Source organism: Nocardia miyunensis NBRC 108239 (assembly GCF_001613065.1).
GTDB lineage: Bacteria > Actinomycetota > Actinomycetes > Mycobacteriales > Mycobacteriaceae > Nocardia > Nocardia miyunensis.
The window spans coordinates 1-25,045 of record NZ_BDBQ01000065.1; the positions used below are offsets into that span (position 1 = coordinate 1).

General features: G+C 64.9%; 25 protein-coding genes and 4 tRNA genes. 1 reads left to right on the forward strand and 28 read right to left on the reverse strand.

Translation table 11 applies throughout. From position 1 onward, the window contains the following. The 26 genes from rpoB to NM2_RS28005 form a co-directional block, all read right to left on the reverse strand. On the reverse strand, positions 1–2,349 hold a 2,349-nt coding region (gene rpoB / locus NM2_RS27885; protein WP_067674545.1), incomplete at its 3' end, for a DNA-directed RNA polymerase subunit beta. Positions 2,350–2,830: 481 nt separating this feature from the next. After that, the gene (locus NM2_RS27890) at positions 2,831–3,568 is read right to left on the reverse strand and encodes a hypothetical protein (protein WP_067674546.1); all 738 of its coding nucleotides are present in this window, start codon (positions 3,566–3,568) and stop codon (positions 2,831–2,833) included. Between the two features lie 14 nt (positions 3,569–3,582). Further along, the gene (locus NM2_RS27895; RefSeq protein WP_067674548.1) at positions 3,583–4,320 is read right to left on the reverse strand and encodes an Rv1363c family protein; all 738 of its coding nucleotides are present in this window, start codon (positions 4,318–4,320) and stop codon (positions 3,583–3,585) included. A 52-nt stretch (positions 4,321–4,372) separates the two neighbouring features. Then, positions 4,373–5,614 carry an MCE family protein gene (locus NM2_RS27900; protein ID WP_067674550.1) on the reverse strand — a complete coding sequence of 414 codons (1,242 nt, stop codon included), beginning with the start codon at positions 5,612–5,614 and terminating at the stop codon, positions 4,373–4,375. Further along, complete coding sequence (locus NM2_RS27905; protein ID WP_067674592.1) at positions 5,611–6,816, reverse strand: MCE family protein; 1,206 nt, start codon at positions 6,814–6,816, stop codon at positions 5,611–5,613. The genes NM2_RS27900 and NM2_RS27905 overlap by 4 nt, the downstream gene beginning before the upstream one ends. An 11-nt stretch (positions 6,817–6,827) precedes the next feature. Next, complete coding sequence (locus NM2_RS27910; protein WP_067674590.1) at positions 6,828–8,066, reverse strand: MCE family protein; 1,239 nt, start codon at positions 8,064–8,066, stop codon at positions 6,828–6,830. Positions 8,067–8,419: 353 nt separating this feature from the next. Further along, entirely contained in the window at positions 8,420–9,430 is a 1,011-nt protein-coding gene (locus tag NM2_RS27915; RefSeq protein WP_067674552.1) for an MCE family protein, read from the reverse strand. Continuing rightward, the gene (locus NM2_RS27920) at positions 9,430–10,509 is read right to left on the reverse strand and encodes an MCE family protein (RefSeq protein WP_245718253.1); all 1,080 of its coding nucleotides are present in this window, start codon (positions 10,507–10,509) and stop codon (positions 9,430–9,432) included. Before NM2_RS27920 ends, NM2_RS27915 begins: the two co-directional genes overlap by 1 nt. Then, on the reverse strand, positions 10,506–11,855 hold the full coding sequence (locus NM2_RS27925) for an MCE family protein (RefSeq protein ID WP_067674554.1): 1,350 nt from the start codon (positions 11,853–11,855) through the stop codon (positions 10,506–10,508). Before NM2_RS27925 ends, NM2_RS27920 begins: the two co-directional genes overlap by 4 nt. Positions 11,856–11,925: 70 nt before the next feature. After that, positions 11,926–12,783, reverse strand: a complete 858-nt coding sequence (locus NM2_RS27930; RefSeq protein WP_067674556.1) for an MlaE family ABC transporter permease — start codon at positions 12,781–12,783, stop codon at positions 11,926–11,928. A gap of 2 nt (positions 12,784–12,785) precedes the next feature. Further along, positions 12,786–13,580 (reverse strand): MlaE family ABC transporter permease, encoded by a 795-nt coding sequence (locus NM2_RS27935; RefSeq protein WP_051193715.1) that lies wholly within the window; start codon positions 13,578–13,580, stop codon positions 12,786–12,788. A gap of 11 nt (positions 13,581–13,591) precedes the next feature. Continuing rightward, a complete protein-coding gene (locus NM2_RS27940; RefSeq protein WP_084531627.1) occupies positions 13,592–14,680 on the reverse strand; it encodes an ABC transporter ATP-binding protein in 1,089 nt (362 codons plus the stop codon). A gap of 346 nt (positions 14,681–15,026) precedes the next feature. Then, positions 15,027–15,407 carry a 50S ribosomal protein L7/L12 gene (gene rplL / locus NM2_RS27945; RefSeq protein WP_040828120.1) on the reverse strand — a complete coding sequence of 127 codons (381 nt, stop codon included), beginning with the start codon at positions 15,405–15,407 and terminating at the stop codon, positions 15,027–15,029. A 76-nt stretch (positions 15,408–15,483) separates the two neighbouring features. Further along, entirely contained in the window at positions 15,484–16,044 is a 561-nt protein-coding gene (gene rplJ, locus NM2_RS27950; RefSeq protein ID WP_067674560.1) for a 50S ribosomal protein L10, read from the reverse strand. A gap of 304 nt (positions 16,045–16,348) precedes the next feature. Next, positions 16,349–16,573, reverse strand: coding sequence for a type II toxin-antitoxin system HicA family toxin (locus NM2_RS47885; RefSeq protein WP_084531628.1), 225 nt, complete (start codon positions 16,571–16,573; stop codon positions 16,349–16,351). Positions 16,574–16,597: 24 nt separating this feature from the next. Beyond that, on the reverse strand, positions 16,598–16,807 hold the full coding sequence (locus NM2_RS47890) for a hypothetical protein (RefSeq protein WP_084525779.1): 210 nt from the start codon (positions 16,805–16,807) through the stop codon (positions 16,598–16,600). Positions 16,808–16,924: 117 nt separating this feature from the next. Further along, complete coding sequence (gene rplA, locus NM2_RS27960) at positions 16,925–17,638, reverse strand: 50S ribosomal protein L1 (RefSeq protein ID WP_067674566.1); 714 nt, start codon at positions 17,636–17,638, stop codon at positions 16,925–16,927. 73 nt (positions 17,639–17,711) lie between these two features. Further along, positions 17,712–18,146, reverse strand: a complete 435-nt coding sequence (rplK, locus tag NM2_RS27965) for a 50S ribosomal protein L11 (RefSeq protein ID WP_040828125.1) — start codon at positions 18,144–18,146, stop codon at positions 17,712–17,714. 218 nt (positions 18,147–18,364) lie between these two features. Next, entirely contained in the window at positions 18,365–19,129 is a 765-nt protein-coding gene (gene nusG, locus NM2_RS27970) for a transcription termination/antitermination protein NusG (RefSeq protein WP_067674569.1), read from the reverse strand. Between the two features lie 115 nt (positions 19,130–19,244). Further along, entirely contained in the window at positions 19,245–19,622 is a 378-nt protein-coding gene (secE, locus tag NM2_RS27975; protein ID WP_084531629.1) for a preprotein translocase subunit SecE, read from the reverse strand. Positions 19,623–19,647: 25 nt separating this feature from the next. After that, positions 19,648–19,720 (reverse strand) — tRNA-Trp (locus tag NM2_RS27980). Between the two features lie 229 nt (positions 19,721–19,949). Next, entirely contained in the window at positions 19,950–20,942 is a 993-nt protein-coding gene (locus NM2_RS27985) for a fused (3R)-hydroxyacyl-ACP dehydratase subunits HadA/HadB (protein ID WP_084531631.1), read from the reverse strand. A 279-nt stretch (positions 20,943–21,221) separates the two neighbouring features. After that, positions 21,222–21,392, reverse strand: a complete 171-nt coding sequence (gene rpmG, locus NM2_RS27990; RefSeq protein ID WP_011211653.1) for a 50S ribosomal protein L33 — start codon at positions 21,390–21,392, stop codon at positions 21,222–21,224. A gap of 45 nt (positions 21,393–21,437) precedes the next feature. Then, positions 21,438–21,510: transfer RNA gene (locus NM2_RS27995), tRNA-Met, on the reverse strand. A gap of 66 nt (positions 21,511–21,576) precedes the next feature. Then, positions 21,577–21,649: transfer RNA gene (locus NM2_RS28000), tRNA-Thr, on the reverse strand. A gap of 225 nt (positions 21,650–21,874) precedes the next feature. Continuing rightward, a tRNA-Tyr gene (locus NM2_RS28005) sits at positions 21,875–21,955 on the reverse strand. A 161-nt stretch (positions 21,956–22,116) separates the two neighbouring features. On the opposite strand from NM2_RS28005, the gene NM2_RS28010 reads away from it, so the two are divergent. Beyond that, on the forward strand, positions 22,117–22,608 hold the full coding sequence (locus NM2_RS28010) for a YajQ family cyclic di-GMP-binding protein (RefSeq protein ID WP_067674579.1): 492 nt from the start codon (positions 22,117–22,119) through the stop codon (positions 22,606–22,608). 18 nt (positions 22,609–22,626) lie between these two features. On the opposite strand, the gene htpX is transcribed toward NM2_RS28010, so the two are convergent. Together htpX and NM2_RS28020 are read right to left on the reverse strand one after the other, a co-directional pair. Beyond that, on the reverse strand, positions 22,627–23,508 hold the full coding sequence (gene htpX, locus NM2_RS28015; RefSeq protein WP_067674583.1) for a zinc metalloprotease HtpX: 882 nt from the start codon (positions 23,506–23,508) through the stop codon (positions 22,627–22,629). A 103-nt stretch (positions 23,509–23,611) separates the two neighbouring features. Then, a complete protein-coding gene (locus NM2_RS28020; RefSeq protein ID WP_067674586.1) occupies positions 23,612–24,634 on the reverse strand; it encodes a polyprenyl synthetase family protein in 1,023 nt (340 codons plus the stop codon). Positions 24,635–25,045 lie beyond the last annotated feature (411 nt).

Sequence of the window (25,045 nt, forward strand, 5' to 3'; positions counted from 1 at the left end):
GTCACGAACCTCCGCACCGATGCGGACGATGCCGCGCTCGTCGAGGTCGGCCAGGACCTCGTCGGAGACGTTCGGGATATCGCGGGTGATCTCCTCGGCACCGAGCTTGGTGTCGCGAGCATCGATCTCGTGCTCCTCGATGTGGATCGAGGTCAGGACGTCCTCTTCCACGAGGCGCTGCGACAGGATGATCGCGTCCTCGTAGTTGTGGCCTTCCCAAGGCATGATCGCGACGAGCAGGTTCTTGCCGAGGGCCATCTCACCGTTCTCGGTGCAGGGGCCGTCGGCCAGGACCTGGCCGTGCTCCACCCGCTGGCCCTCGTCCACGATCGGACGCTGGTTGGAGCAGGTGCCCTGGTTGGACCGGTTGAACTTGCGCATCCGGTAGCTGCGGCGAGTGCCGTCATCGTGCATCACGGTGACGTAGTCGGCCGAAACCTCTTCCACCACACCGGGTTTCTCGTTCACCACGACATCGCCGGCGTCCACCGCGGCGCGCAGTTCCATACCGGTGCCGACCAGCGGCGACTCGGAACGGATCAGCGGCACGGCCTGACGCTGCATGTTCGCGCCCATCAGCGCGCGGTTCGCGTCGTCGTGCTCGAGGAACGGGATCATCGCGGTCGCGACCGACACCATCTGACGCGGCGAGACGTCCATGTAGGTGACCTCGCTGGGCCCGACGAACTCCATCTCCTCGTTGCCGCGGCGAGCGAGCACGCGCTCCTCGAGGAAGTTGCCCTGCGCGTCGATCGGCGAGTTGGCCTGAGCGCGGACCTCGCGGTCCTCCTCGTCGGCGGTGAGGTAGCGGACCTCATCGGTGACGCGGCCGTCCTCGACCTTGCGGTACGGGGTCTCGATGAAACCGAACGGGTTGACCCGCGCGTACACCGACAGCGAACCGATCAGGCCGATGTTCGGGCCTTCCGGGGTCTCGATCGGGCACATGCGGCCGTAGTGCGAGGGGTGCACGTCGCGCACCTCCAGGCCGGCGCGCTCACGGGACAGACCACCCGGGCCCAGCGCCGAGAGGCGACGCTTGTGGGTCAGACCCGACAGCGGGTTGTTCTGGTCCATGAACTGCGACAGCTGCGAGGTGCCGAAGAACTCCTTGATCGCCGCCACCACCGGGCGGATGTTGATCAGGGTCTGCGGGGTGATCGCCTCGACGTCCTGCGTGGTCATGCGCTCGCGCACGACACGCTCCATACGCGAGAGGCCGACCCGGATCTGGTTCTGGATCAGCTCGCCCACGGTGCGCAGACGACGGTTGCCGAAGTGGTCGATATCGTCCACCTCGACGACGACCTCCGTGCCGCCGGGGGCGGTCATCAGCTTGTCGCCCTGGTGCAGCCGCACCAGGTACTCGATCGTGGTGACGATGTCCTCGCGGTTGAGCACCGAACCGATGACCGGCTCGCCCAGATTCAGGCCCAGCTTCTTGTTGACCTTGTAGCGGCCGACGCGAGCCAGGTCGTAACGCTTGTCCTTGAAGAACAGGTTCTCCAGCAGGGTCTGCGCGGACTCCTTCGTCGGCGGCTCGCCCGGACGCAGCTTGCGGTAGATGTCCAGCAGCGCCTCGTCCTGACCGGCGGTGTTGTCCTTCTCCAGGGTGGACATCATGATCTCGGAGAAACCGAAACGCTCGGTGATCTCCTCCGCGGTCAGCCCCAGCGCCTTGAGCAGCACGGTGACCGGCTGACGACGCTTGCGGTCGATACGCACGCCGACCGTGTCGCGCTTGTCGACGTCGAACTCCAGCCACGCGCCACGGCTCGGGATGACGCGCACGCTGTGCAGCGTCTTCTCGGTGGTCTTGTCGATGGACTCGTCGAAGTACACGCCCGGCGAACGCACCAGCTGCGAGACGACCACACGCTCGGTGCCGTTGATGATGAACGTCCCCTTGTCGGTCATCATCGGGAAGTCACCCATGAAGACCGTCTGAGACTTGATCTCACCGGTGTTGTTGTTGATGAACTCCGCGGTGACGAACAACGGCGCCGCGTAGGTCATGTCCTTGTCCTTGCACTCCTCGATGGAGGCCTTGACCTCTTCGAAGCGCGGATCCGAGAACGACAGGGACATGGACCCGGAGAAGTCCTCGATCGGCGAGAGCTCCTCGAGCACCTCCTCGAGCCCGCCGTACGGGTTGACCTCACCGCGGGCGATCGCCTTCTCCCGCCACTGCGGTGAACCGACCAACCAGGCGAACGAATCAGTTTGTAGATCGAGAAGCCCCGGAACCTCGAGAGGCTCGCGGATCTTCGCGAAAGACACCCGCTTCGGGGCTCCGGGTATTCCGGCCTTGGTCTGGGTGGAGACTGCCAAGATGCGTCCTTCCAGCACCTCACGCGAGTCGCACGGTGGGCCTGCGACCGTCGCTTGTCTGCTTCGTTGTTGAGATTCCCGCTGGTCGCAACCCGAACGAGCCCCATACAGCAGACAACGGAAGTAACACCTGACGGTGGAACTTTCGTAGTGTGCGATCAAAGGTGTGGACAGGAGGCAGCCAGCGCAAAGTCCAAACGTACACCCCCGAAGCAAGGGTGTCAAAGTACCACCAAGGCCCAGCTTCGGGGTATCGGCGCGCCGTACCCGTCTTCGCTGGCTGCGTCAGGGCCGGCGGCTGCCTGATCACTCCGGGTTCTGGACCCTGTGACAGCTGCCGCTGTTGTGAATAGCGTGACGGTTCGGACGGAACTCGTCAAGTGGCGGGGCCGCCCCGGTACCCGCGAGATCGACTGCGGCGCTGGACCTTCACGTGATCACAGCATTGCCCGAGATCGAGAACAAGGCTCTGAACAGCGGTTCAGCGATCCGAGCGGTCTCAGCGGTCGGCGATTTCGCTGGCCAGCCAGTGTCCGTTGATCTTCTGCATGTGCAGCACGATCGGACCGGAGGCGCTCTCCTGCGGCACGCCGTCCTTCGTGGCGGCGACTGTGAGATCTACCAACAGCTCGGCGCGATCGTCAGTGAGCAAAGTCACACCGACCGGATCCGGCGTCGCCGTGGCGGTCGAGGACGCCTGCTTCACCGCCGAGACGGTGGTGTCGGCGAATTTGTCGAAATCGCCCAGCATCTTGCCGGTGACCACCTTGTGGACCGTGTCCTTGTAGCCGTCGATGTTCTTGACGTCGTAGGAGTAGATCGTCTTCAGGGCGTTGTCGGCGGCGGCGGTGACCTGCTGGGTTGCCGCGGTGTCCACGAACGCCTTGTTCCCGTCGTCCACACCCGGCCGCAGGAACGCGACCACCGCGAACGCGGTCAGCACGATCGCGGCCACAAGCATGCCGGCGCCGACGCCCCAACCCGACGCGTGCAACCGCGGCAGCGAGGGCATCCGCACGCCCGGAAGCTTGAAGGAGCGTCCGGCGGACTCGGCGGCCGCACCCGCGCCGACCTTGGCACTGGACGTTCTACCGGCGGAGACCTTCCCCGACGACGCGTCCGAACGCGACGATCCGGCCGTGACACGGGAGGTCCGCTTGCGAGCGGGGTCCTGCGCGGCACGTTCCGCGGGCCGCATCCGCGAGGAGACCTTGTTGACGGGACGACGTGAAGTCATTGGACGGGTACCTCCTACGAACCCGGTTGGCCCTGCGGCGCGGGCGCGGGAGTACCGCTCGGTGCCGGTGCCGGCGTGGACGGCTGAGCCGAGGGGGCGGCCTGCTGCGCGCCCGCGGCCGAACCGGTGTTGTCCAGCGGAACGAGCTGTCCCAGCGAATTGGCCTGATCGGTCTTCCACAGGCCCCCGACCTTGGCCAGGTCGAGGGTCCAGGTCGCCCGGAACGACTGCACCGGCACATTCGGCGCGGTCTGCGTCTGCTGCACGACCACGATCGCCGACGCCTTGTCCCGCTCACTGTCCAGCGAGGTCAGCGAGGCGCCGAGAATCTTGGCGTCCAGCCGGGTCTTCGCCTGCTGCGCGGTCTGCTTGATGCGGTCGTGGTTCTGGTTGAACTCGTCGAGCATCTGCCCGGTCATCGAGGACTGCATCAGCTTGATCGAGCCGTCGATGTCGTCGGGATTCATCGAGCTCAGGTTGAGCGCCGCCTGCCGCGCGGCGTCCAGCGCGCTGTCGCGGGCCTGGGCGCGGGGCGCGTCGGTGAAGAATCCGGCGCGCACCCACCCGACGCCGAACCAGGCGGCCGCGACGACCGCCGCGACCAGCCAGACGGCGGCCACGCAGGTGACCACCGTCCGGAGCGCGGAGGTGCGGGCGGTCACCTCGTGCGAGCCGTCAGCAAACTTCGAGTCGGCCTCTTCCGACGGCTTCTGCGCAGCTTCCGGCGCGACGTTGGACAGATCAGTACTCACAGCGACACCCTAGCGTCGTTATTTTCCCGGGCTCGCCGCCCCCGTCCGGCCGTCACCGCTTCGGCGTCACTCCGATGAGAGTGGCCAGTTGGGTGGCGACCGGGTTCAGGTTCAGCTTGTCCGGATCGGTCTTGGGCTTGTTGTCCCACGGCTGCGGAACACTCGGATCGGCCAGTTCGGCCCGGGCCCCGCCCCGCACGTCCGTCGGACTACCTTGCGGCACAGTGCATTTCGCGTCCTTGTTGAACGGGAAGTCGTCGCGGGTGTCATCGAAGTCCGGATTCTTCGCCTTCATCTGCGCGAGAATCTTCTGCGTACCCTCGTAGCCGAGCGTACAGGCCGGTGGATTGTTGGTTTCCAGCACCAACCCGAAGTGGGTGGTCCCGTCGCCCGGCGCGGTGGCCGAACCACCGATCGACAACAGCGGCAACATCTGCAGCAGCGGTTTGAGCGCGTAGTACTTCGGCGACGCCGCCAGCAGCACCGTACGCAGGTTCGCCAGATCCTTGGTCAGCGGAACGCTGCTCTCCTGCAACAGATTGCCGATCGAGTTACCGGCGTCGGTGCCGGTGCCGATCAGGCGGCGGATGTCGGGATCGTTGGCGCGCAGTTGCGCGGCCACCTTGTCCAGGCCGTCACTGAACTGCCGGATATCGGCGCCCTGATCGACCTGGGTCTGCAGGACCGTCTGCGCGTCCTTGATCAGCTGCACCGTCTGCGGCAGCGCGTCCACCCCGGTCACGGAGAACTTGTTCAGCGAATCGATCAGGACGCGCAGATTGTCGCCCTGCCCGTCGAACGCCTTACCCAGTTCGGTGACCGTCGTGCTCAACGCCTTCAGATCCGTGGTGCTGGCGAGGGTGTTCACGCTCTGCAGCAGATCCTGCACCGGAAGCGGCACCTCGCCGCCGACGATGATCGAACCGTCACGCAGATACGGCCCGCCGTCGCTGGAGGGCACCAGATCCACGTACTGCTCACCGATCGCCGACCGGTTGGCCACGACCGCCTTGGCGTTCGCGGGCACCTTCGGCTTGCCGGAATCCATCTCCAGGTAGACGACCACACCATCCGGGGTGATGTCCTGCGCGCCGACCGTGCCGACCGGAACACCGCGATAGGTGACCTCCGACCCCTTGGACACGTCACCGGTGGTCTGCATCTTCAGCCGCACCTGGTACTGGCCGAAGCCGAGCATATGGTCCAGGTGAACGTATTTCGCGCCGACGAACACCACGCCGAGCACGGCGATCACACCGAACGCGATCAGCTGATAGCGGACGAGTCTGCTCATCTCGGCTTCACTCCCAACTGATTCAGAATCGAGCCGATCGGATCACCCGGTTTGGCATCGGCGGGCGCCACGACGGTCGGCGGGAGCGGAATCAGTGAAACCGTGGGCCATCCCGGCCGCGGGCCGTTGCCGTTGTAATAGGGGTTGCTCGGATCGACCGGTACCGGACGACCCCATTTCGGCGGAATGTAGACCGGATTCGGCTCGCCCACGCCCAGGCCCTTCAACATGGTGCCGATCTGCAGATCCACCGACAGCCAGGTGTTCACCGAGCCGCCGAATTCGGACTTGATCGCCTCGTCGGGGAAGGGATAGGTCGGGATCAGCGGGAAGGCCGTCACCAGATCCGGTGCGGAGCGGCCGAGTTCCTGCAGGGTCGGGCGCAGTGCGACCAGATCGTCGATCAGGTTTTCCTTGGACTTGTCGAGCACCGAGATACCGGCCTTGCCGACCCGATTCAGCTGGGTCAGCAGGCCGATCAGCTCGGGGCGCTGCTGGTCCAGAATGTGGATGCCCGCGGGCAATTCGTCCAGGATCTTGGCGATCTGATCGCTCTGCTGACCGACCCGCTCGGACAACGTGCCCAGCCCGTCCAGCGCGTGCTGGATATCGCCGACCTGGTCGTTCAGGCCCTTGATCAGGGTGTCGGCCTGATTCAGCAGCGAGCGGACCCGGTCCTCACGGCCGCCGAGGGTCTTGTTCAGCTCGGTGACGATCGGCTGCAGCTGTGCGATGCCACCGCCGTTGAGCAGCAACGACAATGCGCCCAGCACCTGTTCCACCTCGGTGGCATGGCGGGTGTTCTGCACCGGGATCACCTCGCCGTCGTGCAACGGCTTGGCGGACGCGTCGGCGGTGGGCCGGGTCAGCTCGATGAACTTCTCGCCCAGCAGATTGGTCTGCTTCACCTCGGCATGCGCGTTCGAGGGAAGTTTCACCGAATTGTTCACCACGACACGCACACTCGCGGTCCAGCCGTCCGGCGCGACCTTGATCGAGTCCACGCGGCCCACGGCGATGCCGTCCACCTTCACCGCGGACTGCGGCACCAGATCCAGCACGTCGTCGAAACGGATGTCCAGATGCAGCGGACGATCGCCGACGTTCGCACCGCCGGGCAGCGGAACGCTGTAGATCCCCGCCGAACCGCAGGAACTCACCAGCAGCGTCGTTACACCCAGAACCGTTGCGGCACAGGCCATCTTGAGTGACTTCACCGCTGGCCTCCCGGCTTCTGCGAGGACGGCTGCTGATTCGACGGCGTCCCGGGCACGCTGCCCGGCACCGCCGCGCGCTGCTGGTTCTCACCGCTCAGGATGCCGAACGGCAGATTCAGCGTCGGCGTCTGCACACCCGATTTGATCTGGTCGGTGATGGTCTTGCACTTGTCCAGGATCGGCCGCAGCTGACGGCTGATCGCGTCGAACTTCGGATCTCCCGGACGCAGCTGCCCCAAATCCAGCAGCTTGCAGATCGTGCCGAACGGGTTCTGCAGATCGGTGAAGTTGGACCGCATGTCCAGGGTGCCGGTCTCACCGTTGTGCACGTTGATCAGGTTGCTCAGCGCCAGCGGCAGCACCGGCAGCAGATTGGCCACGTCGTTGCGCTGATCGGCCAGGGTCTGGGTCAGCTTCGTCAGCGACGCGGCGTTGCTCGCGACGAGCTCGCGGTTGTCGTCGATGAACCGGGCCACGTCCCCGAGCGCCACCGACAGCAGATTCAGCGCCTGCCCCAGATCGTGCCGCTCCCCCGAGAGGAATCCGGCCAGATCCGCGAGCTGCGAATTGAACTGCCGCACCTGCGCATCGTTCACCGCCAGGGTGTGCACGAAGATCTGCAGATTCTTGATCGTGCCGAAGATGTCGCCGCGCGCGTCGGACAGATAGCGGGCCGCGTGCGAGAGCTGGGTGAGGCTGTTGGACAGCGCGTCACCGTTACCGGCCAGGTTCTTCGCGCCCGTCTCGACCAACTGGTTGACCGCGCCGTTCTTGTTGGCGCCGTTGGGCCCCAGCTCGTCGGACAGTTGCGCGATGGACTTGTAGAGCCGGTCCACCTCGACCGGGGTCGCGGTGCGTTCCTTCGGAATGGTCGCCTCGCGGCCCATCTTCGGCCCGCCCTTGTAGACCGGGGTGAGCTGGATGTACCGGTCCGAGACCACCGAGGGGGTGATCTGCGCGGCGGAGGCGTCGGCCGGGATGTCGTACTTCCGGTCGACCGACATGACGACCTTCACCCGATCGCCCATCGGGGTGATCGAATCCACCTTGCCCACCGGCACACCCAGGATGCGCACGTCCGAGCCCTGGTAGATGCCGATCGACTTGTCGAAGTACGCGGTGATCCGGGTGGTGTCGAAAGTGTTGAACAGCCACCACACCACCCCGGCCAGCACGACCGCCACCACAGTGACCAGCGAGATGAGAATCTTGATGGACCCGCTGGATTCGCGCAGAGCGGTCAGCGGATCACGATGACGCCCGCCGCCGGATCCGCTGCCGCCCGACGACGCGGAGGTTCCGGAAGACCCGCTCGACCCCGCGCTCGCGCCGGCGGCAGCCCCGGAGGACCCGACCGCCTTCGACGACGCGTCCTGCGACGATCCGCGTCCGGCCGCCGAAGCCGCCGACGGCTGAACCGGAATCCGCTCGGTCGGCGAATCACCTTCGGCCGCTGCGTCTTGCGCGGCAGCCTTCTGCACGGGCAGCTGCTCGGTCGGCGAATCGCCGCCTCCCGCAACCTGTTTCCCCTCCGGCTTCTGCGCGGGGAACTTCTCGGTCGGGGAATCGTTCCCGAACTCGGGTTCCATCAGCGGCCTCCCATGTTCCGGATGGGCGGACGGTTGCCCGGGACGTCCGGCAGGGCCGGTGGAATCAGGTTGACGATGACCGCGTCGAACCAGCGGCCGTTACCCAGCACGTTGGCGTAGAGCCCGTAGAACGGCGCGGCCAGCGTCAGCGTCTTGGAGATGTTCTGCTGATTGTCGTTGAGCATGTCGATGGACTTCTGCAGGTTGGTCAACGCCGGGCCGATCTGCTTCTCGTTGTCGTGCACCAGCGTGGTCAGTTCCGCCGCAATGGTTTTCGCGCCGGTCAGCAGCTGTGCGATGGCCTGCTGGCGAACGTTCAGCTCGGCCAGCAGCTGACCGCCGTTGGCGAGCAGCCGCTCGAATTGGACATTGCGGTCGGCGAGCACCTTGGTGGTCTTGTTGGTCGCCGCGAACAGTTGTTTGAGCTGCTGGTCGCGTTTGGCCAGCGTCTCCGACAGCCGCGCGACGCCGTCGATCGAGCTGCGGATTTCCGGCGGGGTCTCGGAGAACGCCTCCGAGAGCACCTGCATGCTCTTGGCCAGCTGCGCGGTGTCGGTCTGCTCGAGGTCCTTCGCCGCGTCCTGGAACGCCTCGGTCACATCGTAGGGAGAAACCGTGCGCGACAACGGAATCCGCTTGGACGGATTCGCCGGACGGGTGCCCTTGGGATCCAGTGCCAGATATTTCTGCCCGAGCACCGTCTTGATCTGGATCGAGGCGGTGGTGTCGTCCCCGATCCAGGCATCCTTGGTGCGGAAGGAGACCACCACCCGGTCGCCGTCCAGCCCGACGTCGAGCACATCACCGACCTTGACCCCGGCGATGCGCACCTCGTTCCCCTTCTTCAGCCCGGCGGCCTCGGAGAATTCGGCGGTGTACTTGGTGCCCGCGCCGATGAGCGGCAATCGGTCCAGATAGAACGTCGATACCGCGATCAGCAGCACCAGGAACAGGCCGAGCGCACCCATGAACGCGGGGCTGCGCTTGCCCAGGAGCTTGCGCTCATCCATCAGCGACCACCCTTCCCATGGCACCGCGGCGCGGGATTGGTGTACACCGGCTGATTCACCGTCGGCATATTCGCCGGAAGGTTCAGGTGCTGACCGTCTTGCACACCCGGACCCGCGACGATATCGATACCGCACAGATAGAACTGGAACCAGGAGCCGTAACTCGCGGCGCGGCCCAGCTTCTCCATCTTGATCGGCAGATTCGTCAACGCCTCGTTCACCTCGGGCGACCGGTCGTTCAGCGTGCCGGTGAGCTGGTTCAATCCCGCGATCGAACCCTTCAGCGTCGGCACCGTCGGCACCAGCAGATCCGCCGTGGCCGAGGCCAGATTGCCCAGCGAGCTGACCGCCGAGCCGATCGTGCCGCGTTCGGCGTTCAATCCGCTCACCAGCGCTTCGGTATTGACGATCAGATCGTTGAGCGCGCCGTCCTTCTTGTTCACCGAATCCAGAATCGCGTTGAGGTTCTTGACGATCTGGCCGATCACCGCGTCCTTGTCGGCGATCTTGTTCGTCAGGCCGGCGGTATTGCTCACCAGATCGCTGATGGTGCCCTTCTCGCCCTGGAAGACCTGGATGATCTCGTAGGACAACTTGTTCACATCATCCGCGGTCAACGTCTGGAACAGCGGGCGGAACCCGTTGAACAGCGTCGTCAGATTCAGTGCCGGACGCGTGTGGTCCAGCCCGATCGTGCCGCCCGCGTTCAGCTTTCGGCCCTGCAGACCGGTGCCCTGTTCGAGCGAGATGTACCGCTCACCGACCAGGTTCCGGTACCGGATGGTCGCGGTCACCGAGGCGGGCAGCCAATCGCGGTCGGTCAGTTCGAAATTCACCATCGCCGAGTCGTGATCGACGACCGAGACCTTGGTGACCTTGCCCACGCGCACACCCGCGATGCGCACCTCGTCGCCCTTGTTCAGCGACGTCACATCGCTGAAGCGCGCCTTGAACTCGGTGCCGCCGCCGGAATAGTTGGCGATGGTCAGGCCGAGCAGGATCGTCGCCAGAACGGTGACCAGCACGAAGATGAGCAGTTTGGTCAGCGACCCACCCAGTCCGCGCAGTGCGGCCTTCACTTCACACTCACCTCACTCCCACGCAGCGCGGGCGCGCCGATCCGGCTCACCCAGCTGGGCACCTTGTCCGGCGAAACCCCGTTCGCGGCGCCGTAGATAGCGCCCAGCGCATGTTCCTCGGACGGCGAACCGGCCAGCGACGTCGGCTGGGTGCCGAAGACCGAGAACTGCGCCGGAGGCAGCTTGCCGATGTTCTGATTTCCCGGATTGCGGGTCGGCGGCTGGTAGGAGCCGTCGTTGGCCGAACCGGTCGGATACTGGCCCGCGTCGGTGCCCAGCGGATACTCCGGGAAACACACCGGCGGACGGGTGTCGAACCAGCGCGGCTCGTCCTGATTCGGCAGGTACCGGCCGCGCGGATTGATCAGTTTGATCGACACCCGCGAGCCTGGCATATCGGTTCCCTTACCGAAGATCTGGTCGATTCGCGGCTTCTGCTGCGCGAAATTCCGCATGGTGCAGGCATATTCGGGGGAATAGGTGGCCAGCAGTTGCAGCGCTTCCCGCGAATCCGCGGCCACGTCGATGATGTTGTCGTGGTTGATCGTCAGGAAATTGGCCACCCGCGAGGAGGTCGGGGTCAGCACCGAGTACAGCGTGTCGATCTGCGAACGCTTCTGCACGATCGTCGCGTTGAGCGTGCGCAGATTGTTGAACGTGTCGACCAGCTGCGGCAGCGCGTCGGAATAGGTGTCTGCGACCGTGGCGAAGTTGTGGATGTCGTCCTGCAGGGTCGGCATGACGCCGTTGAGCCCGCGGAAGATGGTGTCCAGCCGGTCCACCGTGTGACCGAGTTCCTCACCCTGTCCGCCCAGGGCCTGCGACAGCGCGCCCAGGGTGGAGGCCAGGTACTGCGGCGGAATCGCCTGCAGCAGCGGCAGCACGCTGTCCAGCAGCTGGCTGACCTCGATGGCGTTGCCGCTGGCGTCCTGTTGCAGGGTCTGTCCTGCGGTCAGATGTCCGGTGGGGTCCTGCGGCCACACCAGATCGACGTACCGCTCGCCGAACAACGTCTTGGGCAGCAGTCGCGCGGTGACGTTGGACGGAATCTCCTTCGCCTTGGCCGGATCCAGCGCCAGATGCAGGGTGACCTTGCTGCCCTGCGGCTGACTCGACCGGACCTCGCCGACGGTGATGCCGCGCACCTTCACATCGGCGTTGCGCGTCAACGCGTTTCCGACGGTGTCGGTGATCAGATCGACCTTCACCACGGAGGTGAACGTCTTGTTGTAGATGGCGATGGTCGTGCCCAGGAACAGGGCCATGACCACGAAGAACAGCACCCCGAGCGTACGCGTGCGCAATTTCTCCGTAGATCGCCAGAACTGAATTCCGGCGGCGCTCATGCTGTCACCTTTCCGGATGCTCGGGGGGCCTCCGTGGTTACGCGAGCGGCCTCCTCCGGCCCTGACCCGATCATCCGGCAACTCGCACTGTGGTCGTCGTCCCCCAGATGGCCAGGCTCAGAAAGAAATCGAGAACGTTGATCAACACGATCGAGGCACGGACCGCGCGGCCCACCGCCACGCCCACGCCCGCCGGGCCGCCGGTGGCGTTGAACCCGTAGTAGCAGTGGATCAGGATGATCACGAACGCGAATATCAGCACCTTGAGGAACGAATACAACACGTCCTGAGGTGGCAGGAACAAATTGAAATAGTGGTCGTAGGAACCTGTGGACTGGCCCTCGAACCACACGCTGATCTGCCGCGAGGCCACGAATGTGCCCAGCAGGCCGACGATGTAGAGCGGAATCACCGCCACGAATCCGGCGATCACGCGCGTGGTGACCAGGAACGGCACGCCCGGCACCGCCATCACCTCGAGCGCGTCGATCTCCTCGGAGATCCGCATCGCACCCAATTGCGCGGTGAAACCACAGCCGACCGTCGCGGACAACGCCAGCGCCGCGACCAGCGGGGCCAGCTCGCGGGTGTTGATGTAGCCGGTGAGGAATCCGGTGAGCACCGAGGACCCCAGGGCGTCGAGGGCTTTGTAGCCCTGCAGGCCGACCACGACACCAACCGAGGCCGACATCATCACGACGACGCCGATGGTTCCGCCGATGACCGCCAGCGCACCCGAACCGAAGGTCACCTCGGCCAGCAGCCGCATGACCTCCTTGCGGTAGTGCACGACGGTGCGCGGAATCCAGGCGATCGCCTTGGAGTAGAACGACATCTGATCGCCGGCGCGGTCGATGACGGCGACGGGACCCCGTAGGGCACCGCCGATCCGGCGCAAATTCTTGGAGGATCGCTGCGAAACAACCATGGTCAGGATCCCTTGGCGGGAACGATCTGCAGGTACACCAACGTCAGCAAGAGGTTGACGAAGAAGAGCACCAGGAAGGTGATCACCACGGATTGATTCACCGCGTCACCCACTCCTTTCGGTCCCCCCTTCGGACTCAACCCCTTGTACGCGGCGATCACGCCCGCCAACAGGCCGAACAACAATGCCTTGATCTCGCCGATCCACAGATCCGGCAGCTGAGCCAGTGCGGAGAACGAGGCCAGATAGGCGCCCGGCGTACCGCCCTGCAACATCACGTTGAAGAAATAGCCGCCGCAGATGCCGACGACCGAAACCAGGCCGTTGAGCAGCAGGGCGACCAGCATCATGCCGAGCACCCGGGGAACCACCAGGCGCTGTACCGGGTCGATGCCCAGCACCTCCATGGCGTCGATCTCCTCGCGGATGGTCCGCGAGCCCAGATCCGCGGCGACGGCCGATCCCGCCGCACCGGCGATGATGAGCGCGGTGACGACGGGCGCGGCCTGTTGGACGGTGGCCAGCACACTGGTCGCGCCGGTGAAGGACTCGGCGCCCAACTGCTTGATCAGTGAACCGGTCTGCAACGCCACGACGGCACCGAACGGGATTGCCACCAGTGATGCGGGCAGGATCGACACACTCGCGATGAACCACGACTGCTCGATGAACTCGCGCCACTGGAAAGGCCGGACGAATGTCTTACGCGCGACGCTGATGAGCAGCGCAAAGATATTGCCCGCCTGGGCAAAACCCGACTCGACCGGGGTGCGCAGCCGCGTCAGGGTTAGATTCACGGGAGCGTATGTTACCCGTTAGTTGTGTTGTGTCGCGCGGTGGTGTCGTACGAGTTGCCCGAATATTCCTGCGGATTGCTGGTATAGGCCGGGAGAACTTGTGTATCACCGTTCTCCTGCATGGATTCCTGGATCGCCACCTGCGCCGTATGCGGCAGGGTGTGCATGATCTCCATGACCCGACGACGACGCCGCTCCACGGCCTGGCGCACCGGCATGCCGGGCGTGGCCTTCATCTGCGGGATGATGCCCTCGACCTCTTCGGTGCCGTTGTCGTAGTGACCGGCCTCCGCGAGCGCCTGCTCGCGAGCCATCTGCGCCTCGTCCTTCTCCTCGGACATACCGATCGGACCGACCATGCGGCCGTTGAGGAACTGCTTCACCACCGGCTCCTCCGACGTCAACAGGACCTCACGCGGCCCGAACATGACCAACTGACGGCGGAACAGCATGCCGATGTTGTCCGGCACGGTACGAGCCAGGTTGATGTTGTGCGTCACGATCAGGATCGTCGCGTCGATCTGCGCGTTGATATCGATCAACAACTGCGACAGATACGTCGTGCGGACCGGATCCAGACCCGAGTCCGGCTCGTCCACCAGGATGATCTGCGGATCCAGCACCAGAGCACGAGCCAGACCGGCGCGCTTGCGCATACCACCGGAGATCTCACCCGGCAGCTTGTTCTCCGCGCCGAGCAGACCGGTCAGCTCGAGCTTCTCCATGACGATCTTCTTGATCTCGGATTCGCTCTTCTTGGTGTGCTCGCGCAGCGGGAACGCGGTGTTGTCGAACAGGTTCATCGAACCGAACAGCGCACCGTCCTGGAACAGGACGCCGAACAGCTTGCGGATCTCGTACAGCTCCTTGTTGGAGCAGGTGGTGATATCCGTACCGTCGATGAAGATCGAACCACGCTCCGGGCGCAGCAGACCGATCAACGACTTCAGGAACACGGACTTACCGGTACCGGAGGGGCCGAGCAGGGCGCTGACTTCCCCCGTGGGCAGAGTCAAGGTGACATCCTGCCAAATACGTTGAGAACCGAAGGATTTGGTGACACCTTCGGTACGGACCTCGACGCCCACGCCTACCTCCACAATATTCTTTGCAACGAGCTGTCCCGTGCCGTGTCACCGCTCGGCCGAAACCGCTCCAGCGCTGGGCCGATACAACACAGCACGATGTGACGCGTCACACTGGGTGCGGCCACTGTATCGCATGTAAACCGGCATTCCCATCCCCCCTTACCGGCGAGTAAGAAGTAATGGATTCCGGTTTATTTCTGCCCAGGCTTCGACCTGGGCAAACCTCTCGCATGTACACGGCGGGTTTGCTATGGGCGGTGAGCCACTAACCCGCTGGAGCGAAATGGAGGCAGAAAACACAAAGGCGGGCAAGCCCCCCTGAGGGGACCGCCCGCCTCTGAAACGGCAGTAGCCGGAATTACTTGACCGAGACCTTGGCGCCGGCCTCTTCCAGCTTGGCCTTGGCGGCCTCGGCGGCGTCCTTGGCGACCTTCTCCAGGATCGGCTTCGGCGCGGACTCGACGAGGTCCTTGGCCTCCTTCAGGCCCAGGCCGGAGACGATCTCACGCACGACCTTGATGACCTGGATCTTCTTGTCACCGGCGCCCTCGAGCACGACGTCGAACTCGTCCTGCTCCTCGGCGGCCTCGGCCGGGGCAGCGCCACCGGCGACGGCGGCCACGGCGACCGGAGCAGCAGCGGTGACCTCGAACTTCTCCTCGAACTTCTTGACGAAGTCCGACAGCTCGAGCAGGGTCATGCCGCCGATGGTCTCCAGCAGCTCGTCAACGTTGGCCATGATGGCTTCCTTTCAGTGGGGTCTCCCCGCACAGGCGGGAAAAGTGTTGGGATAATTCGGAATTCGGCAGCGGAATCTATTCGGCGGCTTCGCCACCGGCGGCCGGAGCCGCTTCGCCGCCGGCGGCACGCTGCTTGTCCTCGAGCGCGGCGAACAGGCGCACGACCTGTCCGGCGGGCGCGGCGAACAGGCCCGCGGCCTTGGTGAGGTTGCCCTTCATGGCACCGGCCAGCTTGGCCAGCAGCACCTCGCGGGACTCCAGGTCGGCGATCTTCTCGACCTCGGTCACGGACAGCGGCGCGCCGTCCATGTAGCCGCCCTTGATGACCAGCGCCTTGTTGTCCTTGGCGAAGGTCTTCAGGGCCTTGGCTGCGTCGACCGGCTCACCGTGGATGAAGGTGATCGCGGTCGGCCCGACGAACAGCTCGTCCAGGCCCTCGACGCCCGCATCGGCGGCGGCGCGCTTGACGAGGGTGTTCTTGGCGACGGAGTACGTGGCGTTGTCGCCGAGGGCACGCCGCAGCTCGGTGAGCTTACCGACGGACAGGCCACGGTATTCCGTGATCACGGTGGCGGTCGCGTCCTGGAACTGCTTGGTGATCTCTTCGACCTGGTCGTGCTTCCACTGGATTGCCATACTTCGCCTCCTCTCAGGGGTATCGGTTCGTAATGAACGACCGAAGTCCGCAAGGACCGGAGACAAAGCAAACGCCCCGGACGCAGAGCGTTCCGGGGCGCACAAGAAACATCGCAAGTCACGGGGACTCACGGCTTCCCGACCTCGGCTCTCCCTGCGTGGGCCGCCGGCAATATCGCCGGACCTTCAGCTGCCTGACGGCAGCAACCAACGGTCTTCGGTAGAACGATTGGGGGTGATCGCTGAACTGGTCAGCGACCGTCGACCAGAATAGCAGAGTCCTATCTATCAGCCAAAACGGAGACTAGAGGAGTTCAATGAGCTCATCGACCGACATCTGGGCGATGATGGCAATGCTTCGAAGAGTCCCTTTGGGAATATCTTTACCGTTGTGTACGGGTACCGGCACAGATCGCCCGTCGGGATGCTTCATCAGATGATGGCTGCCCTTAACTCTGTCGATCTTGAACCCCGCCCGCTCCAGAGCTCGGACAACCTTGATACCGCGAACAGATGGTGTCGGTGGCACCGGCGGAGTTTATCCGAATCCGACTCAGGCAACATCCAATTCGAGCGTCATCTCCGCTGGAGGTTCGATGTCTTCGAGGAGAAGCAACAAACCTGCACGAAGATCGGTCAGTGCCGCCTCAGGTGTCTCGCCATCCCCGACAGCGCCGACTCCGGGACGCAAAACCGCGCTTGCACACCAGACACCGTCTTCATCCTGTTCCAACACGTACGGAACATGCACAGTACGGCTCATACCACCAACGATAGCCGATGTTACGTTTCGTATTAAGGTTTTGAAGCTCCCCCCATTAGGCCAACACAAACGGCCGGTACGGAAATCCGTACCGGCCGTTGATGATTCAGCGTGCTACTACGCGTCCTCTTCGGTGAGGTTGCGGGTGCGGTTCGGGTCCACCGGGATGCCCGGTCCGGTGTTCGTCGAAATCGTCACCTTCTTGACGTAGCGGCCCTTCGCGGTGGAGGGCTTCACACGCAGGATCTCCTCGAGCGCGGCGCCGTAGTTCTCCACCAGCTTGGTGTCGTCGAAGGACGCCTTGCCGATCACGAAGTGCAGGTTGGCCTGCTTGTCGACGCGGAAGTTGATCTTGCCGCCCTTGATGTCGTTGACGGCCTTGGTCACATCGGGGGTGACCGTGCCCGTCTTCGGGTTCGGCATCAGACCGCGCGGACCGAGCACACGCGCGATGCGGCCGACCTTGGCCATCTGGTCCGGGGTGGCGATCGCTGCGTCGAAGTCCAGCCAGCCGCCCTGGATGCGCTCGATCAGATCCTCGGCGCCAACGGCGTCCGCACCGGCGGCCTCGGCCTCGGCGGCCTTGTCGCCGACCGCGAACACGATGACGCGAGCGGTCTTACCGGTGCCGTGCGGCAGGTTGACGGTGCCGCGGACCATCTGGTCGGCCTTGCGCGGGTCCACACCCAGGCGCACGGCGACCTCGACGGTGGCGTCGGTCTTCTTGGTGGCGGTCTCCTTCGCCAGCCGCGCGGCGGTCAGCGGGGAGTACAGCGCTGCGCGGTCGACCTTGGCGGCCGCCTCGAGATAAGCCTTGCTTCGTTTTGCCATGATTGTCTGTCCTGTTCTGGAGTCAGAAGTGGTAGCGGGACTGGCCATCCCTCCCACTGCGCGAGAATCGCGACTAGTCCGAGACGGTGATCCCCATCGAACGGGCGGTGCCCGCGATGATCTTCGCCGCGGCGTCGATGTCGTTGGCGTTCAGGTCTTCCTGCTTGGTCTTGGCGATCTCGCGGATCTGGTCCATGGAGACCGTGGCGACCTTGTTGCGGTGCGGCTCGGGCGAACCCTTCTGCACACCGGCGGCCTTGAGCAGCAGCTTGGCCGCGGGCGGGGTCTTCAGCTTGAAGTCGAACGAGCGGTCCTCGTAGACCGTGATCTCGACCGGGATGACGTTGCCGCGCTGCGACTCGGTCGCGGCGTTGTACGCCTTGCAGAACTCCATGATGTTGACGCCGTGCTGACCCAGCGCGGGGCCGACCGGCGGAGCCGGGTTGGCGGCGCCGGCCTGGATCTGGAGCTTGATGAGCCCGGCGACCTTCTTCTTCTTGGGGGGCATCTTTCTTCCTTGGTTAGTTCCTTACGGACCTTACGCACCTTACGCATTGCTGTCGTAAGGCTTATCCGGGATGTGCGCGCACGGCACAGCCGTGACACAACCCGACAAGTCTAGTTGGCGACCGCCAAGAGCAACGAATCGCCCCCGACCGTCATTCCGATATGCGCGTGGCCGGATCCCGTGACGAGATTCCGGCCACCAGCGCGAAGTACGAAAAGCTAGATCTTCGCGACCTGCGTGAACGCGAGTTCGACGGGGGTCTCGCGACCGAAGATCGACACCAGCACCTTGAGCTTCTGCTGCTCGGCGTTGACCTCGGAAATGCTGGCCGGAAGCGTGGCGAACGGGCCGTCCATCACGGTGACCGACTCGCCGACCTCGAAGTCCACCTCGATGGTGGGCTTGGTCAGCGGCTCGGCGGCGGCGGCCTCGGCGCTTGCGGCGGCCGCGGCGGGCTTCTTCTGCTGCTGGTCGGCGGGGACCAGGAACTTCACCACGTCGTTGATGGACAGCGGCGACGGACGCGAGGTCGCGCCGACGAAACCGGTGACGCCGGGGGTGTTGCGCACCGCGCCCCACGACTCGTCGTTCAGGTCCATCCGGACCAGGATGTAACCCGGCAGCACCTTGCGCTGCACGTTCTTGCGCTGGCCGTTCTTGATCTCGGTGACCTGCTCGGTCGGGACCTCGACCTGGAAGATGTAGTCCTCGAGTCCGAGGTTCTGCACGCGGGTCTCGAGGTTGGCCTTGACCTTGTTCTCGTAACCGGCATAGGAGTGGATGACGTACCAGTCACCGGGCGCGCGGCGCAGCGCGGCCTTCATCGCGGCGACGGGATCGACCTCATCGGCGGGCGCTTCGCCAGGGGCGGACTCCGCGATCGGCGCGGAATCCGCGGACTCCTCGACCTCCGGCGCGGCGATCTCCTCTGCCACGTCGTCGACCGGGAATTCCTCGGTTGTGCCGTTCTCCGGGGTGCTCACTGGGCACTCGCTTCCTGTGTCGTCACTAACTTCCTCTGCGTTCCGGACATCGATTCCGGCGGATGGCAACCGCAGCCCATCCGCGCGGGAATTGGTCACCGGCGCCGACGGCCAGCTAGCCGAACAGCCAGTTGACGCCCTTGATGAACGCCAGATCCAACAAGCCGATGAACGCGACCGTGAAGATCACGAACACCAGGACCACCGTCGTATAGGTGACCATCTGCTTGCGGTTGGGCCAGATCACCTTGCGCAGTTCCTGAACGACCTCTTTCAGGAACTTCACCAGGCGCTTGAATGGATTGCCCGTACCGCTGCCCGCCTTCTTCTTACCGGAAGGCTTGGACGTCTTGCGCGAACCCGCGCCGTCCCGGTCGATCGTCGCGACAGAACCCGTTTCGTGATCCGAGGAACCGGAACGAGCTCGCCGAGACGACCGTTTGCCGGTCGGACGACTCACCGCGCGGGTGTCATCGTCATCGGACACGTCGATCCTCTCTCGTCGCTTGGCATCCTTGCAGGGGTGACAGGACTTGAACCTGCAACCTGCGGTTTTGGAGACCGCTGCTCTGCCAATTGAGCTACACCCCTTCGGCTGGATCTGGCTCCAGCACGGTGGCTGTTCAGTTGTACCGGGGTGACCACACAACACGCGCGCCGCCCCTGCGGTGTTCCGGCACCGGCGGAATTCCGTCCGGAACCGGCCCCTTCGGAGCAGCGCGCAGCGGCTGGTGACCCCAGATTCCCGAGTGTACGGTACGCCCCCCTCGCATCGCCAATCCGGGCCCCACGGCCACCGGAACCACCCAGCGTGCGCGGCTCAGGCCAGCTGCACAGTGGCCGTCGCGCGACCGAAGATCTTGCGTCCGCCGGACTTGGCGACCATCGCGATCACCGCGGTACGCGTCTGCGGGTCGACCGACTTCACCTTGCCGGTGTACTCGACCTCGGCGGGCTCGTCGACCGCCACGTAGACCGGGCTGGTGAACCGGACGTTGTACTCCTTGATCGCGCCCGGGTCGCCCAGCCAGGAGGTGACGAAGCCGCCACCCAGGCCCATGGTGAGCATGCCGTGCGCGACCACGTCGTCCAGGCCGGCGAGCTTGACCATCTCGTCGCTCCAGTGGATCGGGTTCGCGTCGCCGGAGACGCCGGCGTAGTTGACCAGATCGCCGCGGGTGAGCCGGACCACGCGCGAGGGCAGCTCGTCACCGACGCTGACGTCCTCGAAACGCACCGCGCGGGTGCTGGACAGCGGCTCGGGGATGTTGACGACCGGCACGGGCGGCTCGGTGACCGGCGGCGTGGTCCGCGGGCGATGCCCGGGGTCCTCGCCGATTCCGTGCATCAGCACGTTGCGCACGGCCTCGGCGATGTTCGGGTCGACATCGCCGCCGCTGCGGCCGACCAGGGTGGTGTAGGTGGTGAGCACCAATTCGTCGCGCGAGGTGACGATGTTCTTCGTCACGATGATGTCGCCGCCGAAGGCCTGACGGAACGAATGCAGGTAGACGTCGCAGACCAACTGATCGCCGACCTTGATCGGCCGGTGGAATTCCAGGATCTGGTCGGTCTGCATGATCTGGCTCAGGTCGTAACCCGTGACGACCTGCTCGAACAGCTTGCGCTGGGCCAGGATGCCGACCAGCGAGATGAAGGTCACCGGGGCCACGAGACCGTCGTAGCCGTATTCCTGGGCGACTTCCTCGTCCCAGTGCACCGGGTGGTAGTCCTGCACCGCGCGGGCGTATTCACGCACCTTCTCGCGGCCGACCTCGTAGTAGTCGTCGACGCGGTAGTGGTGGCCGACCATGTCGCTGGCGTGCGCGGCCGGGTCGAAGTCCTCGGCCGTGTCTGATCCGGTATCGGTGGTCCCGGCATGAGTAGTCACGGAAGAATGTCCCTATCTGACCCCGCTACGGGATCTGCCGAAGCACACACTGCCGCGGATACACCAAATGCCGGAGAGGGTTCACACCCTGCTCCGGCACTGAAGGCCCACTCGAGTTGCGACACTCGCGACCTGGCAGCTACGCAAGCTTCCTGCCTCGGTCTCACCGACGTCGCGTGCGGCAGTGGCACACGTGGAGTACTAGCGAGATTCGCGGTGAGCCCGGTGGGTTCCACAGTTCGGGCAGAACTTCTTCAGCTCCAGCCGATCCGGGTCGTTGCGCCGGTTCTTCTTGGTGATGTAGTTGCGGTGCTTGCACTGCTCGCAGGCCAAGGTGATCTTTGGCCGGACATCAGTGGACTTCGCGGCCACGATATGCCTTCTTTCGGTCTACCTGACGGGAGGTATCGGTCTTTGTAGCGATGGCCGGACTTGAACCGGCGACACAACGATTATGAGTCGTTTGCTCTACCGACTGAGCTACACCGCCATATGGGTCGGCTTGCGATGGCGCCTGACCCTGGCGATGCCGTCGGCCACCACCGGCAATCCGGCGAGCCCCCTAACGGAATCGAACCGTTGACCTTTTCCTTACCATGGAAACGCTCTGCCGACTGAGCTAAGGGGGCATGACTACATGCGCTCCTGATCGCGATCGCTCGCACCTGGGGCGCTGAAGCCTTGAACGAGGTTACACACTGCACCGCAAACTTACCAAACCGGCAGCTCAGAGCATACTTTCGAAACCCTGAAACGGCACCGGCCGACAGGAGGTGTCCGGCGGGGCCGGGCCACACGAATCACCCCGGAACGAAATCAGGGCCCTCTCCGATCGGAGAGGGCCCTGATTGGGGTGGCGGATGAAGGATTCGAACCTCCGAAGCTTGCGCGGCTGATTTACAGTCAGCTCCCTTTGGCCGCTCGGGCAATCCGCCGAACACGCTGATCCAGCGCGCTGAGCAGAATACAACGATGAGGGGCCCTCGATGCAAACCGGCAGGCCAGCGGGGGTAGCGTCGGGCCCTCGTCGGCTAGTGGCGGTACGTTGCCCGCAACGCTAGCGTCGAAACCGGAATTCGTGAGACAGGAGCGCAGTGTGGCCGATTCGTCATTCGATGTCGTCAGCAAGGTCGATCGCCAGGAGGTCGACAACGCCCTCAACCAGACGGTCAAGGAGCTCTCGACCCGATACGACTTCCGCGGCACCGGCGCGAGCATCGAGTGGTCCGGTGAGGAGAAGATCGTGCTGTCCGCGGAGTCCGAGGACCGGGTCAAGGCCGCGCTGGACGTGTTCAAGGAGAAGCTGATCCGCCGGGACATCTCGCTCAAGGCGTTCGACGCCGGTGAGCCGCAGGCGTCCGGAAAGGTGTACAAGATCACAGGAACCCTGGTTCAGGGCATCTCCACCGAGAATGCGAAGAAGATCGCCAAGAAGATCCGCGACGAGGGCCCCAAGGGCGTCAAGGCGCAGATCCAGGGCGAGGAGCTGCGGGTGAGCAGCAAGAAGCGGGACGATCTGCAGGCCGTCATCGCCCTGCTCAAGAGCAGCGACTTCGATCTGGCGCTGCAGTTCGTCAACTACCGGTAATTCCGGCGGTGCGTGCTGTCAGTAGCGGCGCGGACCGCCCGCCAGATGTTCGAGGCGGGCGATTCGCTCGGCCATGGGCGGATGGGTGGAGAACAGGCGGGCCATGCGGTCACCCGCCCGGAACGGGTTGGCGATCATCAGGTGCGATTGGGCGGTCAGCCGCGGATCAGGGGGCAGCGGGGCCGCCGCGACGCCCCGTTCCAGTTTGCGCAGGGCCGAGGCCAGGGCGAGCGGGTCGCCGGTGAGCTGCGCGCCGTCCTGGTCGGCCTGATACTCGCGCGACCGCGATACGGCCAGTTTGATCAGCGTGGCAGCGATCGGGCCCAGTAACGAAACCAGAAGTACGCCAAGGATATTCGGCCCTTCACCATCGCGGTTTCCACCGCCGCCGAGGCCCGCGAAGAAGGCCAGATTGGCCAGGCCGGAGATCACCGCGGCCAGGGCGCCGGCCACCGAGGAGATCAGGATGTCGCGGTTGTACACGTGCGAGAGCTCGTGGCCCAGGACCGCGCGCAACTCACGTTCGTCGAGCAGTTGCAGGATGCCGCTGGTACAGCAGACCGCGGCGTGCCGGGGATTGCGGCCGGTGGCGAAGGCATTGGGTGCGGTCGTGGGACTGATGTACAGCCGCGGCATGGGCTGACGCGCCGCGGTCGCCAGCTCGCGCACGATCCGGTAGATCACCGGGGCCTCGAGTTCGGAGACCGGCTGCGCGTGCATCGCCCGCAGCGCCAGCCGATCACTGTTGAAGTAGGCGTAGGCGTTCATGCCGACGGCCAGCAGAATGGCGATCACCAAGATCGTGGGATTGCGGAACAGCGCGCCGATGAACACGATCAGCGCCGACATGCCGACCATCAGGCCGAACGTCTTCAACCCGTTCGCATACCCACGGTGCATGGTCGGTCCTCCATCTCAGCACCCCGTCATCGATTATCCGTTACACCAGGTCAACGAGGGAGGTGGCACTCCAGGTTCCCCCTGATGGGGAAATGGAGACGAACTACACGGATCGTTCGATGGTGTAGCGGACGAGGCGTTCCAGGGCCGCGTTGGCGGGGCCGGACGGGAGTGCGGAGAGTTCGGCGTGGGCGAGGTCGGCGTAGCCCTGCAGTTTCTCCTTGGCCATGACCATGCCCCGGGAGCGGGACAGCAGGTCCAGGGCCTCGGCGACCTCGTCGTCGGTTTCCAGCGGGCGGGCCAGCAGAGTGCGCAGGCGGTCGCCCTCGACGCCCTCGTCGCGCAGCGCGTACAGCACGGGCAGGGTGTGCACGCCCTCGCGCAGATCGGTGCCCGGCGTCTTGCCGGACTGTTCGGCCGCCGAGGAGATGTCGATGATGTCGTCGGAGATCTGGAAGGCGGTGCCCACCAGGTCACCGAGGCGAGCCACGCGTTCGACGTGATCGCGATCGGCACCCGAGAAGGTTCCGCCGAAACGGCCGGAGGCGGCGATCAGCGATCCGGTCTTCTCCCACACCACCCGCAGATAGTGTTCGACGGGATCCTGAGATTGCTTGGCGCCCAACGTCTCTCGCATCTGACCGGTGACCAGCTCGGCGAACGTCTCCGCGATGATCCGCACCGCGTCGGGGCCGAGGGTGGACACCAGCCGCGACGCGTGCGCGAACAGGTAGTCCCCGGACAGGATGGCCATGCTGTTGCCCCAGCGTGAGTTCACGCTCGGCGCGCCGCGACGCATCGTGGCCTCGTCCATGACGTCGTCGTGGTAGAGCGTGGCCAGATGTACCAGTTCGATCACGGTGCCCGCGGTGATCAGATCCGGATCGGTCGGGCGCGGGCCCAGCTGTCCGGTCAGGATGGTGAACAGCGGCCGGAACCGCTTACCCCCCGCGCGGGCCAGATGCAGAGCCGCCTCCTGCAGGAATTCCTCCCCGTCGGAAAGCTCGGCGATCAGTAGTTTCTCGACTTCGACCAGACCGTTGCGCACGGTCGACGCGAGCTCGTGGTCGCCGAGATCCACCCCGGCCACCACCGTGCTCTCATCGCTGACCGCCGATGCACTCATGTCGTCTCCCAATGCCGCGTCCGTCCCCACGCCCCACAACCTAGCGTGTCGGGTTCCAGGTCCCCATGAACACCATCACAACACCGCCATTGTGGGACGAATCCGACACGCGCGCACCCCTCGCCGCCCCGTGCCGTTCCGTCACGCCCCATCGCATCTCGCTCACGACCACGGCGTAGTTCGGTCCGGTTCCCAGCGCGACTCACCCGAGTCCCGGCGCGGCGCGGTCACGACACCGGCACAACTCACTCGGCGGCCGGCGCTGTGCGGCCCGCCCCGTCGACGCCGTTCGCACAGCCCTGCGAGGATGGGGCGCATGGGTTCACCGGATGCCGCCATCGGGAGCGAGCGCGGAACGCACGCGCTGCCCGCACATGCCGACGTGCTGGTCGTGGGCGCGGGACCGGCGGG

Excerpts from the sequence above, each read along its gene's own strand:
- NM2_RS27890 (WP_067674546.1), bottom strand. The coding sequence starts at position 3,568 with ATGACTTCACGTCGTCCCGTCAACAAGGTCTCCTCGCGGATGCGGCCC.
- NM2_RS27900 (WP_067674550.1), bottom strand. The coding sequence starts at position 5,614 with ATGAGCAGACTCGTCCGCTATCAGCTGATCGCGTTCGGTGTGATCGCC.
- NM2_RS27905 (WP_067674592.1), bottom strand. The coding sequence starts at position 6,816 with ATGGCCTGTGCCGCAACGGTTCTGGGTGTAACGACGCTGCTGGTGAGT.
- NM2_RS27915 (WP_067674552.1), bottom strand. The coding sequence starts at position 9,430 with ATGGATGAGCGCAAGCTCCTGGGCAAGCGCAGCCCCGCGTTCATGGGT.
- NM2_RS27925 (WP_067674554.1), bottom strand. The coding sequence starts at position 11,855 with ATGAGCGCCGCCGGAATTCAGTTCTGGCGATCTACGGAGAAATTGCGC.
- NM2_RS27930 (WP_067674556.1), bottom strand. The coding sequence starts at position 12,783 with ATGGTTGTTTCGCAGCGATCCTCCAAGAATTTGCGCCGGATCGGCGGT.
- rplL (WP_040828120.1), bottom strand. The coding sequence starts at position 15,407 with ATGGCCAACGTTGACGAGCTGCTGGAGACCATCGGCGGCATGACCCTG.
- rplJ (WP_067674560.1), bottom strand. The coding sequence starts at position 16,044 with ATGGCAATCCAGTGGAAGCACGACCAGGTCGAAGAGATCACCAAGCAG.
- NM2_RS47890 (WP_084525779.1), bottom strand. The coding sequence starts at position 16,807 with ATGAGCCGTACTGTGCATGTTCCGTACGTGTTGGAACAGGATGAAGAC.
- rplA (WP_067674566.1), bottom strand. The coding sequence starts at position 17,638 with ATGGCAAAACGAAGCAAGGCTTATCTCGAGGCGGCCGCCAAGGTCGAC.
- rplK (WP_040828125.1), bottom strand. The coding sequence starts at position 18,146 with ATGCCCCCCAAGAAGAAGAAGGTCGCCGGGCTCATCAAGCTCCAGATC.
- NM2_RS27985 (WP_084531631.1), bottom strand. The coding sequence starts at position 20,942 with ATGGTCGGCCACCACTACCGCGTCGACGACTACTACGAGGTCGGCCGC.
- htpX (WP_067674583.1), bottom strand. The coding sequence starts at position 23,508 with ATGCACCGTGGGTATGCGAACGGGTTGAAGACGTTCGGCCTGATGGTC.
- NM2_RS28020 (WP_067674586.1), bottom strand. The coding sequence starts at position 24,634 with ATGAGTGCATCGGCGGTCAGCGATGAGAGCACGGTGGTGGCCGGGGTG.